This window comes from Roseibium marinum (assembly GCF_002906165.1).
GTDB lineage: Bacteria > Pseudomonadota > Alphaproteobacteria > Rhizobiales > Stappiaceae > Roseibium > Roseibium marinum.
In genome coordinates, this window is sequence record NZ_PPCN01000007.1 from 220,257 (window position 1) to 233,208 (window position 12,952).

Consider the following 12,952-nt stretch of genomic DNA (forward strand, 5'->3'; position numbering starts at 1 on the left):
CAATCTCCACATGCAGCCGTAAAGATGCAACATATGATGCAAACCACCCCCTTAAATTACCACTAACCGATATTCCCTAGATGATTCGTGAACACGCCACCTGCTAAAGTCGGTGGCTTCAGGTTGCGGCCATAAGGTGGGTTGATCCGCCCTTTGGCGGACTACACAACCTCAAAATCATCGTCAGGCGGCTTCTGGTTCTTGATATACTCTTTCCACACTTCATCCGTAACATTGCCGTTCGAATTCAGCCAATAGCCCCTCGCCCACAAATGCCGTCCTCAGTAGATTTTACGCAAGCCATTGTATTCGCTTAAAAATTTCTGAGGGTTTTTGCCCGTCAAGAATTGGACTGCACGTGAAACTGACAGGTTCGGCGGGATCGGCACCAGCATATGGATGTGGTCCCTATTGATCGAACCAGCATGAATATGGATCTCCTGTGAAATCGATATCTCATGCAACAACTCACGGCAGCGGTTGCCAACATCGCCAACCCAGACCTCGTATCTGTACTTCGTCGTCCAATCCAAGCAGTACTTGCAGTCCCAAACAGTATGGCTCCCACGTTTGTGGAATTGCATACAAGAATGCTACTGTATCCCGTCGACTAAAGGCGAGGGGTTTACAGATCCCCTAACGGGGACACTAAGAGCTGCTTTCAGGAAAACATGTGGGAAACTTGAGCGCCCGAGAGCGAGGGCGCTTTGCTGACGGACCGCGCTGCCGGTTCATACCGTCCGCCTACCGGACACGAGCCTTCAATTAGTTAGAACTCGACGTCCGGCCTGTTAAAAACCAACTTCTTTCAGATGCCTGACCGCCAGGATCGTCACCACATCGTCCTCAATGCGGTAGCGGACAACATAACCGCTGCTGCCGAAGTCGATCAGCCAATCGCGAAATTCAGCCGGCATATCCTCGACTGGCCGCCCAATGCGCGGTTGCCGGGAAAGAACGGTGACACCGCTGCGAATGGCGGTGACGGCTTGCCTGGCAGCATCCGCGTTCTGGGGAAGCAGGAAACGATAAAGGCGTTGAACATCGGCCGCTGCACCTGGAGCCCAGATCAGCTGTGGCACGCCGGCAGCTCCGCATCCTCACCCGCTTCCAGCTTTTTCAGCCAGTCGTCCACTTCCTCGCCCGTCAGATGCATGCCGGTTTGCTTGTATTCCTCCCAGGCGCGCAGCGTATCCTGTTTGAATGCCTCGCGCTTTTCCTCGCGCTCGACATACTGCGCGATGGCCTCGCGCATAATCCAGTGTGAGGAACGGCGACGAGTCTCGGCCAGGGTCTGGACCCGGACTTTCAACTCGTCATCAAGCTTGATGGAAGTAGGAGACGCCATATCTCAGCCTCGAATAGCAAAAGGTAATACCTTGCACTACTATAGACAGTCTTTACTTTCTGTCCATGCGCTGCAGCTAGATTTTCAGGCAACCTGCCTGAGCTGTAAAGGTGGCTGAGAGGCGCATGGCCAGCTCAAGACTCATCAATCCAGGATGAGCGGGCCGTTTGCCGGTCGCCAGGCCGGCAAGCATATCGACACCTCATCACACGGCCGAATGCACCTGTAATTGCATCAATCCGGAACCTTAGGCCCGCTTCGCAGTTGATCCCTTGTCACCGGAAACAGACCAAGGACATCAGACAATGCTCCGCACCGCTCGGCATCGAAACCGGATTTCCCGCCAGGTCGTCTGGCACATCAGGGAAATACGCTGATGTTTTTCAGTTCCGTTCCCCTCGACACCATTGTGCGCGCCGCGTTGCTGTCCACCATCGCTCTGATCTGGGTCGTTTTTGTCGTGCGGGTCATTGGTCTGCGGGCGTTTTCGAAAATGACGTCCTTCGACTTCGTGGTGACGGTCGCGACCGGTTCGTTGCTGGCGGGCGCAAGTCAGGCGACAAACTGGTCGAACTTCGCGCAAAGCTGTCTTGCCATCACGACCCTTTTGTCCGTGCAATTCGTCGTGGCGCGCTGGCGCAGGGTTTCCGACCGATTTCAGAAACTCTCCCAGAACACCCCGATCCTGCTCATGGAAAACGGCGCATTCCTGCCGGAAGCTTTACGCCGGACCCGCGTGGCGCGAAACGATATCTATGCAAAATTGCGGGAAGCGAACGTCTTGTCGCTCGCCGACGTGCGCGCGGTTGTGCTGGAAACCACCGGGGACATTTCCGTCCTGCACGGTCCCGCTTTGGAGACGGAACTTCTGAACGGCGTGCGGACCCGCGTTTAGAGCATATCGCGTTGAATTGAATTCAGGAAATCGCCCGAACGCATTTGCAATGCAAACGCTGCCTCGGGCGTCTTCCTGAATCCTTGTACCCGCTTGAACGTGACATGCACTAAGCGGCTGTAACTCTCCCCGAGCCGTGGTGCAGCGGGACAAACACCCCTCTTCCGCTGCCCCTCACGCCACCTGCACATCCGTCACGCCCGGCACCGCCTTAAGCGCTCCGGCGATCTCGGGTGACAGGCGGAAGCGGCCCGGGAGTTTGACTTCCACTTCGCGCGCGCCGTTTTCCAGAAGGACGATGACTGTTACATCGCCCTCGCCGCGCATCGTCAGATGTTTGGCAAGGCTCTGGATGGGGCGTTCGTCGCGAACGAAGACGCGCATGCTCTTCTGCAACCGGGCCGCGACCTTGTCGATCGGGTCCACCTGCTCGATCCGCAGCGAGGGTTCGTCGTCGCGCATGTCGGCGCCGACCAGAATAACGACGGACCGGCCGGTCTGGAGAAGTTCGCGGAACTGTTCCAGCTTTTCGCGAAACAGCAGCGCCTCGTACTGGCCGGTGGCGTCGGACAGCCGCGCGATGCCCATGCGCGTGCCGGTCCTGGTCTTGCGCTCCTGCATGGAAATCACCGTGCCGGCCAGGCGCCCGGCGGAGGCGCCCTTCTTGACCGCCTCGGCAAACTGCGTCCACGGCTGGACGCGCATCTTGTCGAGGATGTTGGCGTATTCGTCGATCGGGTGGGCGGAAAGATAAAAGCCGATGGCGGAATGCTCGCGCTGCAGCTTTTCCTCCGTCGCCCAGGGCTGGACCTCGTCGAGCTGCAGCGGCTCCTCGCTGTCGCTGCCGCCGAAAAGCTCGTCCTGGCCGAGCGTGCGGTTTTCCTCCGTGCGCTGCGCCAGCCCCATGACCCGGTCGAGCCCCTCAAAGACCCGCGCCCGGTTGGGCTCCAGTTCGTCGAAGGCGCCGGCGGCGACAAGATTTTCCAGCGTGCGCTTGTTGAGCATTTTCGGCGAGATGCGGCGGGCGAAATCGCCGGGGCTCTTGAAGGGGTTGTCTCCCCTCACCTCGACGATATGCTCGACCGCCTGTTCCCCGGCGCCCTTGATCGCTCCAAGGGCATAGAGGATCTTGCCGTCGGCCACGTCGAAATACACCTGGCCGCGGTTGATCGACGGCTGTTCGATCTCGATTCCCATCCGCCGGGCCTCCTGGCGGAAATCCCCCAGCTTGTCGGTGTTGCCGAGATCGAGCGTCATCGACGCGGCCATGAATTCGACCGGATAGTTCGCCTTCAGCCAGGCCGTATGGTAGGAGACCAGCGCGTAGGCCGCCGCATGCGACTTGTTGAAGCCGTAGTTGGCGAATTTCGCCACAAGGTCGAAGATCGTCCCTGCCTGGGCCTTGCGGACGCCGCGCTCGACCGCGCCATCCACGAAGCGGGCCCGCTGGACCTCCATCTCCGCGGCGATCTTCTTGCCCATGGCGCGGCGCAGGAGATCCGCTTCGCCGAGCGAATAACCGGACAGAACCTGGGCGATCTGCATCACCTGTTCCTGGTAGACGATGATGCCGTTCGTCTCCATCAGGATGGGTTCCAGCAGCGGGTGCAGGCAGTCCGGCTCCTGTTCGCCGTGCTTGACGGCGTTGTAGACCGGAATGTTCTCCATCGGCCCCGGCCGGTAGAGCGCCACCAGCGCGATGATATCCTCGAACCGGTCCGGCTTCATGCCGGCGATGGCCCGGCGCATGCCCTGGCTTTCCAGCTGGAACACGCCGAAGGTCTCGCCGCGCGCCAGCATGTTGTAGGTCTTTTCATCGTCGATCGGCAGACCGGCGACATCGACCGTAATCCCGCGCCGCTCGATCAGCTTCACGGCGGTGTCGATGACGGTAAGCGTCTTCAGGCCGAGAAAGTCGAACTTCACCAGCCCGGCGTCCTCGACCATCTTCATGTTGAATTGCGCGACCGGCATGTCGGAACGCGGGTCGCGGTAAAGCGGCACGAGCTGTTCCAGCGGCCGGTCGCCGATCACCACGCCCGCCGCGTGGGTGGAGGCGTGCCGGTAAAGCCCTTCCAGCTTCTGCGCCATGCCGAGCAGGCGCTCGACATTCTCCTCGTCCTTGGCCGCCTCGCGCAGGCGCGGCTCGTCGGCGATGGCCTGGGCGAGCGTTACCGGATTGGCCGGGTTCGCCGGCACCAGCTTGCACAGCCGGTCGACCTGGCCGTAGGGCATCTGCAGCACGCGGCCGACATCGCGCAGCACGGCGCGCGCCTGCAGCGATCCGAAGGTGATGATCTGCGCCACCTGCTGGCGGCCGTATTTTTCCTGAACGTAGCGGATCACCTCCTCGCGCCGGCTCTGGCAGAAGTCGATGTCGAAATCGGGCATCGATACGCGTTCGGGATTGAGAAAACGTTCGAACAGCAGCGAGAAGCGCATTGGATCGAGATCGGTAATGGTCAGCGACCATGCCACCAGCGAGCCGGCCCCCGAACCACGGCCCGGCCCGACGGGAATGTCATGCGCCTTGGCCCATTTGATGAAGTCAGCAACAATCAGGAAGTAACCGGGAAATTTCATTCCCTCGATGACACCGGTCTCGTAGTCGAGCCGCTCCCAATAGTCCTTTTCCTCCAGACCCGGCGCCAGACCGTGAGCGTCGAGCCGCGCGCGCAGGCCTTCGCGCGCCTGGCGCTTCAGCTCGTCCGATTCCGCTTGCACCGCGGCGTCCCCATCCACATCGGCGCTGGCGAAACGCGGCAGGATCGGATCGCGGCGCAGCGGCCGGAAATGGCAGCGCCTGGCGATTTCCACCGTGGAGGCCAGCGCCTCGGGCAGATCGGCGAAGAGCGCGCACATTTCCGCACGGCTCTTGAAATAATGGTCCGGGGTCAGCCGGCGGCGGTCATCCTCGATCAGCACCCGGCCTTCGGAAATGCAGATCAGGGCGTCATGCGCTTCGTAATCCTCGCGCTTGGGGAAAAACGCCTCGTTGGTCGCAACCAGCGGCAAGCCCATGTCATAGGCAAGAGCGAGGAAGGCCTCTTCGGTCTTGCGTTCCGCCTCCATGCCGTGGCGCTGGATCTCGACGTAACAGCGGCCGGCAAAGCCCGCCGCCAGCTTCCGCAGCCGGTCCCGGGCCAGATCCTTGCGTCCGGCAAGCAGCGCCGCGCCGACCGGCCCGAGGGCGCCGCCGGTCAGAACGATGATGTCTTCGGATTTGGACAGCAGATAGTCGAGCGACACATGCGGACGCAGCCCCGTTTCCGTATCGAGGAAGGCGCGCGAGGACAGCTCCATCAGGTTGCCGTAGCCGCGCTCGCTCATGGCGAGCAGAACCAGATCGGCCAGAGCGGGCTCGCCGCGCCGGCCGCTCTCCAGCCCGTCATCGAAAAACACCGATAGCTGGCAGGCGGTGACCGGCTGAATGCCGGCGTCCCAGGCCTTGCCGGAAAACTCCTGCGCTCCGAACAGATTGTTGGTGTCGGCAATCGCCAGCGCCGGCTGGCCGTCGGCCTTGGCAAGGTCCAGCAGCTTCTTGATCGGCAGTGCGCCTTCCAGAAGCGACAGCGCGGAATGGACCCTGAGGTGAACGTATCCCGGTCCGGCGCCCGCCTGTCCCGAATTGTGTCCCTGGTTTCCGGCGGCCCTGGACGGCGCTTTCGCAGAGGTGTGGGTATCGGTCATGACGGCGCTTCTCGCATCTTCCAGAATCAGCTTTCAAGTGAAGCGCTTCAAAAAAGATATGTCGAGCCGTCAAAGCGGTTGTCACCGCTGTTCTTTGCCGCATCGCCCTGCCCCGCACGTCGAGAAAAGGCGCGCACCGGCGGAGACAGCAGCATCATTTCGCGAGAGCACATACGCCGGAAACAATTTCCCCGGCGCACCGGAGCGAGTTTTTTCTCAGCCCACAGAGAACAGAACGTCGCCCCAGACGGCAAGCGTCGTGCAGAAACACATCAGGGAACCGAATGCGGCAAAATCACGAGCGATATAAATCATCACACCCTCCAACCTTGGCTTATGGCTTGAAAAGACTATGTTCGATATATGTTCTCTTTGCAAGCCCTTTTTGTTCCTGTTGCCACACAGAGGATCAAATTATATGAAAATCGCAGGTTTTTGCTTTGTTCCGCGTATCCGGAATCGTGGCGGAAGGCCTTGTCCGGTGTAGAGGAGCAACCATCGGACCTCCAACAATTGCCGATCGGAAAGTCTGATTCTCCGGATCCGCAACCGCTGCAGACCTAAAGTGGCTGCACCAGCCCGTCCTTGAGGGTGATCGCCCGGTCCATCCGCGCCGCCAGTTCCAGATTATGCGTGGCGAACAGCGTTGCGACGCCCGAGGCCCGCACAAGCGCCGCCAGAGCGTCGAAGACATATTTGGCCGTGGTCGGGTCGAGATTGCCGGTCGGCTCGTCAAGCAGCAGGATGCGCGGCGCATTGGCGACAGCCCGGGCGACCGCCACCCGCTGCTGCTCGCCTCCGGAAAGCTCCGAGGGACGGTGTTTTCCCCGCTCGCCAAGCCGCAGGTAGTTCAGCAGTTCATCGGCCCGCTCGGCGGCGACCTTTTTCGGCAGCCCGCGGATCATCTGCGGCATCATGATGTTCTCCTGCGCGGTGAATTCCGGCAGCAGGTGATGGAACTGGTAGACGAAGCCGATGTCGTTGCGGCGGATCGCGGTGCGCTGGTCGTCGGACAGATCCGAGCAATTGACCGGTCCGAGAAAGACGTCCCCCTCGTCGGGGCGTTCCAGCAGACCGGCGATATGCAGCAGGGTGGATTTCCCGGTTCCTGACGGCGCGACCAGCGCCACCATTTCCCCGGCCTCGATCCGCAGGTTCGCACCGTTGAGAATATGGAGCTGGCGGTCGCCCTCATCGAAGCTGCGCCTTATGCCGGCAAGCTCCAGGGCGGCCGGTGCGAGGTCCGGCGTCCGGCGCGGATCGACGGCCATGTTCATCGGCGCTTCCTCACTCATACCGCAGGGCTTCAACAGGATCGAGCCGCGCGGCCCTCCAGGCGGGATAAAGCGTCGCCAGCAGCGACAGCACCAGCGCCATCAAAAGCACCGTCAGCGTTTCGCCGCTGTCGATTTCCGCCGGCAGCCTGGACAGGAAATAAAGCGTCGGATCGAAAAGCTGCGTTGATGTCAGCCACGAGACGCCCTGGCGGATGCTTTCGATATTCAGGCAGACGACCAGCCCGAGTACGAAACCCGCGAAGGTGCCGACACAGCCGATGCTGGCGCCGGTGATCAGGAAGATCCGCATGATGGAGCCGCGGGTCGCACCCATGGTGCGCAGGACGGCGATGTCCCTGCCCTTGTCCTTCACCAGCATGATCAGTCCGGAGATGATGTTGAGCGCCGCGACCAGCACAATCAGCGTCAGGATGATGAACATCACGTTGCGCTCCACCTCCAGCGCGGAGAAGAACGTCACGTTGCGCTGGCGCCAGTCGGTGACGAAGGTCGGCCGCTCGGCCGCTTCCTCGATGGCCTTGGTCATGATGCCGACATTGTCCGGATCGACCACATAGACCTCGATACCGGTCGCCTTGGTATCCATGTTGAAATAGGCCTGCGCCTCTTCCAGCGGCATGAACACGAAGGTGCTGTCATATTCGCTCATGCCGATCTCGAAGACGGCCGACACCGGATAGGCCTTCAGCCTCGGCGTCACCCCCATCGGGGTCACGCTGCCGCGTGGTGAGATAATGGTGATGTTGTCGCCCTCGGCAACTCCGAGCTGCTGCGCCATGCGCGAGCCGATGGCGATCCCCTCCCCTTCGTCGAAGCCGTCAAGGGAGCCGGAGCGGACATTGTTGGCAATCAGCGGCACCCGGCGCAGATCGACCTCATGGACGCCGCGCACCAGCGCTCCCAGATTGCCGGCCGGACCCGAGACCAGCGCCTGGCCCTCGATGAAGGGGATGGCGCTGACCACCTCAGGCACGCCTTCAAGCCGTGCGGCCACCGCGTCGTAGTCGGTGAGCGGCAGATCTATCGGCTGGACGAGCATATGACCGTTGATGCCGAGAATTTTACCCAGCAGCTCGGACCGGAAACCGTTCATCACCGCCATGACAATGATCAGCGTCGCCACGCCCAGCATGATGCCGGCAAAGGAAAAGCCGGCGATGACGGATATGAAGGTCTCGCGCCGCCTCGAGCGCAGGTACCTTCCGGCGATCATCCACTCGTAGGCGGAAAACGGACGCGTAGGCGCTGCCGATTTCCGGCCCTGGTCAACGTCCGCCGTTTCTACCGCTGTCATCGTCCATCCAATTCAGCAATGCCCCACCGGCCCCAATGACTTCTGGCGGCTTGCGGCCGAATCCCCGCTCCGAGCATCACCGCACTTGATTAACCCGTCAATGCCGCCGTCAGCTTGTTCAGCGTGGCTTCCGGGGAAAGCATTTCCTTTTCCCCAGTTGCGCGGTCCTTGACCTCCAGAAGGCCGTCCTTCAGCCCGCGCGGGCCGGCAATAACCTGGAACGGCAGGCCGATGAGATCCATGGTCGCGAATTTCGCCCCCGCCCGCGTGTCGGTGTCGTCATAGAGCACCTCGATGCCAGCGGTCTCCAGTTTGCCGTAAAGGTCCTCCGACACACTGTCGGTCAGCTCGTCCCCCGGCTTCAGATTGACCAGTCCGACATGGAAGGGGGCAACCGACTTCGGCCAGATGATTCCATTTTCGTCATGATTGGCCTCGATCAAGGCACCAAGAAGGCGGGACACGCCGACGCCGTAGGAGCCCATGTGGACCACAACTTCCGTGCCGTCCGAGGTCGCGACCTTGGCGCCCAGCGGTTCGGAATATTTGGTGCCGAAATAGAAAGTCTGCCCGACCTCGATGCCGCGGGCGACGATCCGCTTGTCCTGCGGCACGGAGGCTTCGAACTCGGCCTTGTCGACGATGTCCTCTGTCGCCGCGTAAAGCGACGTCCAGTCCTTGACGATGGGCGTCAGGTCTCCGGTGAAATCGATGTCCTCACCGGGTGTCTCCTTGTTCAGATAGTCGGAGTGGCAATAGACCTCGCTCTCGCCGGTCTCGGCGAGCACGATGAACTCGTGGCTCAGATCGCCGCCGATCGGTCCGGTCTCCGCGCGCATCGGAATCGCCGTCAGGCCCATGCGCTTGTAGGTGCGCAGATAGGCGACGAACATGCGATTATAGGCCTCGACCGCCCGTTCCTTGTCGAGATCGAAGGAATAGGCATCCTTCATCAGGAACTCTCTGCCGCGCATGATGCCGAAGCGCGGACGGACCTCGTCGCGGAATTTCCACTGGATGTGATAGAGGTTCAGCGGCAGGTCCTTGTAGGAGCGCACATAGCTGCGGAAGATCTCGGTGATCATCTCCTCGTTGGTCGGGCCGTAGAGCATCTCGCGCTCGTGCCGGTCGGTGATGCGCAGCATCTCCTTGCCGTAAGCGTCGTAGCGGCCGCTTTCCCGCCACAGGTCGGCGGACTGGATGGTCGGCATCAGCAACTGGATGGCCCCCGCACGCGCCTGTTCTTCCTCCACGATCCGCTCGATCTTGCGCAGCACCTTCAGTCCCAGCGGCAGCCAGGAATAGATCCCGGCCGATTGCTGGCGAATCATGCCGGCACGCAGCATCAGCCGGTGGGAAACGATTTCCGCTTCCTTGGGTGTTTCTTTCAAAATGGGAAGAAAGTATCGGGAAAGACGCATGAATGTTCTCTCAGTCCTGGCGACGCCTGTTTGGTGCGCAGTCAAAGCGCAAGCCGCGCCCAAAAACAAGTCCTTTGCGCCGAGGCTGCCGCCTTTTGCGGAATTTGCCGCAATATGGGACAAGAAGAGACGGGCTTCACGCGTTTCGCCACCTAATCTTCAGTGCTGCATTCGCCCAATTTGAGGCCGGATTTTCCGCCGCTGAAATAGGCAAGCGTAAAATGTAGGCTACACACTACAAATAGGTGACAAGTCAGTTTCAATCCCCTATGTTTTCTTCTCATAAGAAAAAGACGCCTTGGTAGAAATACTAAGAAGCTGAAGATTATCGCGGTCTGAGTCTTGGGAGGAAGGACCCTTAGGCGCGCCTCACGGTTCGCAGCCGCCCAGCCGGATTGTTAATCCGATCGGTAAGGGAATAGGGTCAGTTTAGACGCGGAACTTAACAAAGGCAGGGCTTGGCTCTGCCTTTTTCTTTTTCTGAAAAGATTTCTGAAGAATTGGATTCAGTTTTCCAAGGATCAAGCGGCTTTTTTTTCAAGAAAAGCCCGGAACCTTATTTACCTGGATTGCTGTAGCTGTTTGCGGGTGGATTGAAAAACGGAATATCGTCCAGACCGAATCCCGACGCCCGCAGGGCCAGAAAGCCGGCAAACAGAACCGTGGCGACGACGGTCGTGAGCATGATCACCTTCAGGAAGCGCGGCCTGTCCGGAGCGCTTGGCTCCGAGCCCGGAATCACGTCTCCCGCCTCCTCCTGGGTCCGGCGCATGCCGAAGGGAAGAATGGCGAACAGGATGATCCACCAGATCAGGAAGTAAACAGCCAGGCCGAACACCAGGGACATGCTTTCTACGCCTCTTCAAGTTCGGTCAATGTGCCCAGAAAATCCTTCGGATGCAGAAACAGGACCGGTTTGCCATGTGCGCCGATCTTCGGTTCGCCATCGCCAAGCACCCGTGCGCCGTTTTTCACGAGCTGGTCCCGCGCGGCAATGATGTCATCGACCTCATAACAGACGTGATGAATGCCGCCGGACGGGTTCTTCTCGAGAAACTTCGCGATCGGCGAACCTTCTCCCAGCGGTTCCAGCAGCTCTATCTTGGTATTAGGCAGGTTGATGAACACGGTCGTGACGCCATGGTCCGGCTGATCCTGCTTGCCGGAAACCGCGGCACCGAGCGTGTCCCGGTATACCGCTGTCGCAGCATCGATATCCGATACGGCGATTGCCACGTGGTTGAGCCGGCCGATCATGTACATTCCTCCGCAAACGGCGGCCGCTCCCGGCCGCCTCTTGACGTTATAGCCGGGTCACCATCACCTTGCAGAGCGTCTTTTTGCCCCACACGCTCTGGATCTCGGCGCGCGCCGCCCGCCGTGCGGCTTCACGTATCAGTTCCTTGTCCTTGCGCCGGGCCTTGGGAATACTCTTCATCGCGCCGGTCACGGCCTTGATGACGATATTCTCCATCGGCTCGCCCTCGTCGTCCGTGTCCGGCAGCCCGAGCAGCGTGACTTCCGGATCGGTGAGCAGTTCCCCGGCCCGGTTGATAACCAGCGCGATGACGGCCGCCCCCGCAAACGACAGCTTGCGCCGTTCATTGACGCCGGTAACTTCCGGGTCGTCGAGAATGTCGCCGTCCTTGACCATGATGCCGAACGGTGCCTGATCGATGACCGCGGCCTTGCCGGCGGTCAGGCGGATGATGTCGCCGTTCTTGCCGCGCACCACTTCGGGAACGCCCTGTTCGCGGGCGAACGCGGCCTGGGCGGCAAGATGCAGCGGTTCGCCATGCACGGGAAGAAGAACCTTCGGCTTCAGCAGCTTGTAGAGTTGCTCCAGTTCCCCCCGGCGCGGGTGGCCGGAAACATGAACCAGCGCATCCTTGTCGGTAACGATGTCGGCCCCCAGGTCCGCGAGATTGTTGAGAACCTCGGCGACGGCCTTTTCATTGCCGGGAATGGTCCGGGAGGAAAAGATCACCATGTCGCCCTTGGAAAGCGCGACATTACGGTGATCGCCCGCAGCGATCCTTGCCAGCGCGGCGCGGTTTTCCCCTTGCGAGCCGGTGCACAGAAGAACCGCCTTTTCCCGAGGCAGATAGCCGAACGCGTCCTCGTTATGGAAAGCCGGCAGACCCTCCAGATAGCCGAGTTCGCCCGCGACTTCGATCACCCGGTGCATCGAGCGGCCGACCACCACGACATCGCGGTCATTGGCGGCAGCGGCCTCGGCAATCGCCCGGATACGCGCGACGTTGGAGGCAAAGGTTGTGATGGCGATCCGTTTCGTTGCCTTCGCCATCACCTTCTTCAGCTCTACGGCCACATCCGCTTCACTCGGGCTGACACCGTCGCGGATCGCGTTGGTACTGTCGCAGACGAGTGCCATCACGCCTTCACGGCCGAGTTCCGCCAGCCGGTCCAGATCGATCGGACGCCCGACGCCCGGGGTCATGTCGATTTTCCAGTCGCCGGTATGCAGAACCATGCCCGCGGGCGTACGGATCGCAAGCGCACAGGGTTCCGGGATCGAGTGGGCCATGGCGACGAACTCGACGTCGAACGGTCCGATCTTGACCCTGTCTCCCTGTTTGACGATCGTCACCGGAACTTCTTCGGCACCCGGCTCGCTTTCTGTCTTGGCGGCAAGCAGCCCGGCCGTGAAGGCCGTCGCATAGACGGGCACCTTCAGAAACGGCCACAGATGCAGGATGGCACCGTAGTGATCCTCGTGCGCGTGGGTGATCACCATGCCGACAATATTGTCGACTTCGTCTTCCAGAAACTTGATATCCGGCACGACCACGTCGATGCCCGGAAGCTCAGGTCCGGCGAAGCTGACGCCGCAATCGACGATCAGCCAGGTCCTGTTGTCTTCAGGCCCGTAGCCATAAAGACCCAGGTTCATCCCGATTTCGCCGACCCCACCCAGCGGCAGAAACACTATGTCGTTATCGTTCTTTTTGGCCGAAGCCATGAATTGCTCCTTTAAAGCTGTGC

Annotated in this window: 10 protein-coding genes and 1 pseudogene; 1 reads left to right on the top strand and 10 read right to left on the bottom strand. The window is 60.7% G+C overall.

Going from position 1 to position 12,952, the window contains the following annotated elements:
• Nucleotides 1-161 precede the first annotated feature (161 nt).
• The 3 genes and pseudogenes from tnpA to CLV41_RS16725 all read right to left on the bottom strand — a co-directional run bounded on the left by tnpA (nucleotide 162) and on the right by CLV41_RS16725 (nucleotide 1,348).
• A pseudogene (gene tnpA / locus CLV41_RS16715) lies at nucleotides 162-584 on the bottom strand (IS200/IS605 family transposase).
• Between the two features lie 207 nt (nucleotides 585-791).
• On the bottom strand, nucleotides 792-1,082 hold the full coding sequence (locus CLV41_RS16720; RefSeq protein WP_103223567.1) for a type II toxin-antitoxin system RelE/ParE family toxin: 291 nt from the start codon (nucleotides 1,080-1,082) through the stop codon (nucleotides 792-794).
• Complete coding sequence (locus CLV41_RS16725) at nucleotides 1,070-1,348, bottom strand: CopG family ribbon-helix-helix protein (RefSeq protein WP_103223568.1); 279 nt, start codon at nucleotides 1,346-1,348, stop codon at nucleotides 1,070-1,072. The genes CLV41_RS16720 and CLV41_RS16725 overlap by 13 nt, the downstream gene beginning before the upstream one ends.
• Before the next feature lie 376 nt (nucleotides 1,349-1,724).
• Between CLV41_RS16725 and CLV41_RS16730 the strand changes: the two genes are divergently transcribed.
• A complete protein-coding gene (locus tag CLV41_RS16730) occupies nucleotides 1,725-2,243 on the top strand; it encodes a DUF421 domain-containing protein (RefSeq protein WP_103223569.1) in 519 nt (172 codons plus the stop codon).
• Between the two features lie 174 nt (nucleotides 2,244-2,417).
• Here the strand turns inward: CLV41_RS16730 and dnaE are convergent, their stop codons facing one another.
• The 7 genes from dnaE to CLV41_RS16765 form a co-directional block, all read right to left on the bottom strand.
• Nucleotides 2,418-5,933 carry a DNA polymerase III subunit alpha gene (gene dnaE, locus CLV41_RS16735; protein WP_170107225.1) on the bottom strand — a complete coding sequence of 1,172 codons (3,516 nt, stop codon included), beginning with the start codon at nucleotides 5,931-5,933 and terminating at the stop codon, nucleotides 2,418-2,420.
• Nucleotides 5,934-6,493: 560 nt separating this feature from the next.
• Nucleotides 6,494-7,210 (bottom strand): ABC transporter ATP-binding protein, encoded by a 717-nt coding sequence (locus CLV41_RS16740; RefSeq protein WP_103223638.1) that lies wholly within the window; start codon nucleotides 7,208-7,210, stop codon nucleotides 6,494-6,496.
• 10 nt (nucleotides 7,211-7,220) lie between these two features.
• Nucleotides 7,221-8,525 (bottom strand): lipoprotein-releasing ABC transporter permease subunit, encoded by a 1,305-nt coding sequence (locus tag CLV41_RS16745; protein WP_103223570.1) that lies wholly within the window; start codon nucleotides 8,523-8,525, stop codon nucleotides 7,221-7,223.
• Nucleotides 8,526-8,614: 89 nt separating this feature from the next.
• Nucleotides 8,615-9,946, bottom strand: coding sequence for a proline--tRNA ligase (gene proS / locus CLV41_RS16750; protein ID WP_103223571.1), 1,332 nt, complete (start codon nucleotides 9,944-9,946; stop codon nucleotides 8,615-8,617).
• Between the two features lie 556 nt (nucleotides 9,947-10,502).
• Nucleotides 10,503-10,793 (bottom strand): DUF1467 family protein, encoded by a 291-nt coding sequence (locus CLV41_RS16755; protein WP_103223572.1) that lies wholly within the window; start codon nucleotides 10,791-10,793, stop codon nucleotides 10,503-10,505.
• Between the two features lie 5 nt (nucleotides 10,794-10,798).
• The gene (gene mce / locus CLV41_RS16760; RefSeq protein WP_103223573.1) at nucleotides 10,799-11,203 is read right to left on the bottom strand and encodes a methylmalonyl-CoA epimerase; all 405 of its coding nucleotides are present in this window, start codon (nucleotides 11,201-11,203) and stop codon (nucleotides 10,799-10,801) included.
• Between the two features lie 46 nt (nucleotides 11,204-11,249).
• Nucleotides 11,250-12,929 (bottom strand): ribonuclease J, encoded by a 1,680-nt coding sequence (locus tag CLV41_RS16765; RefSeq protein WP_103223574.1) that lies wholly within the window; start codon nucleotides 12,927-12,929, stop codon nucleotides 11,250-11,252.
• Between the last annotated feature and the right edge of the window lie 23 nt (nucleotides 12,930-12,952).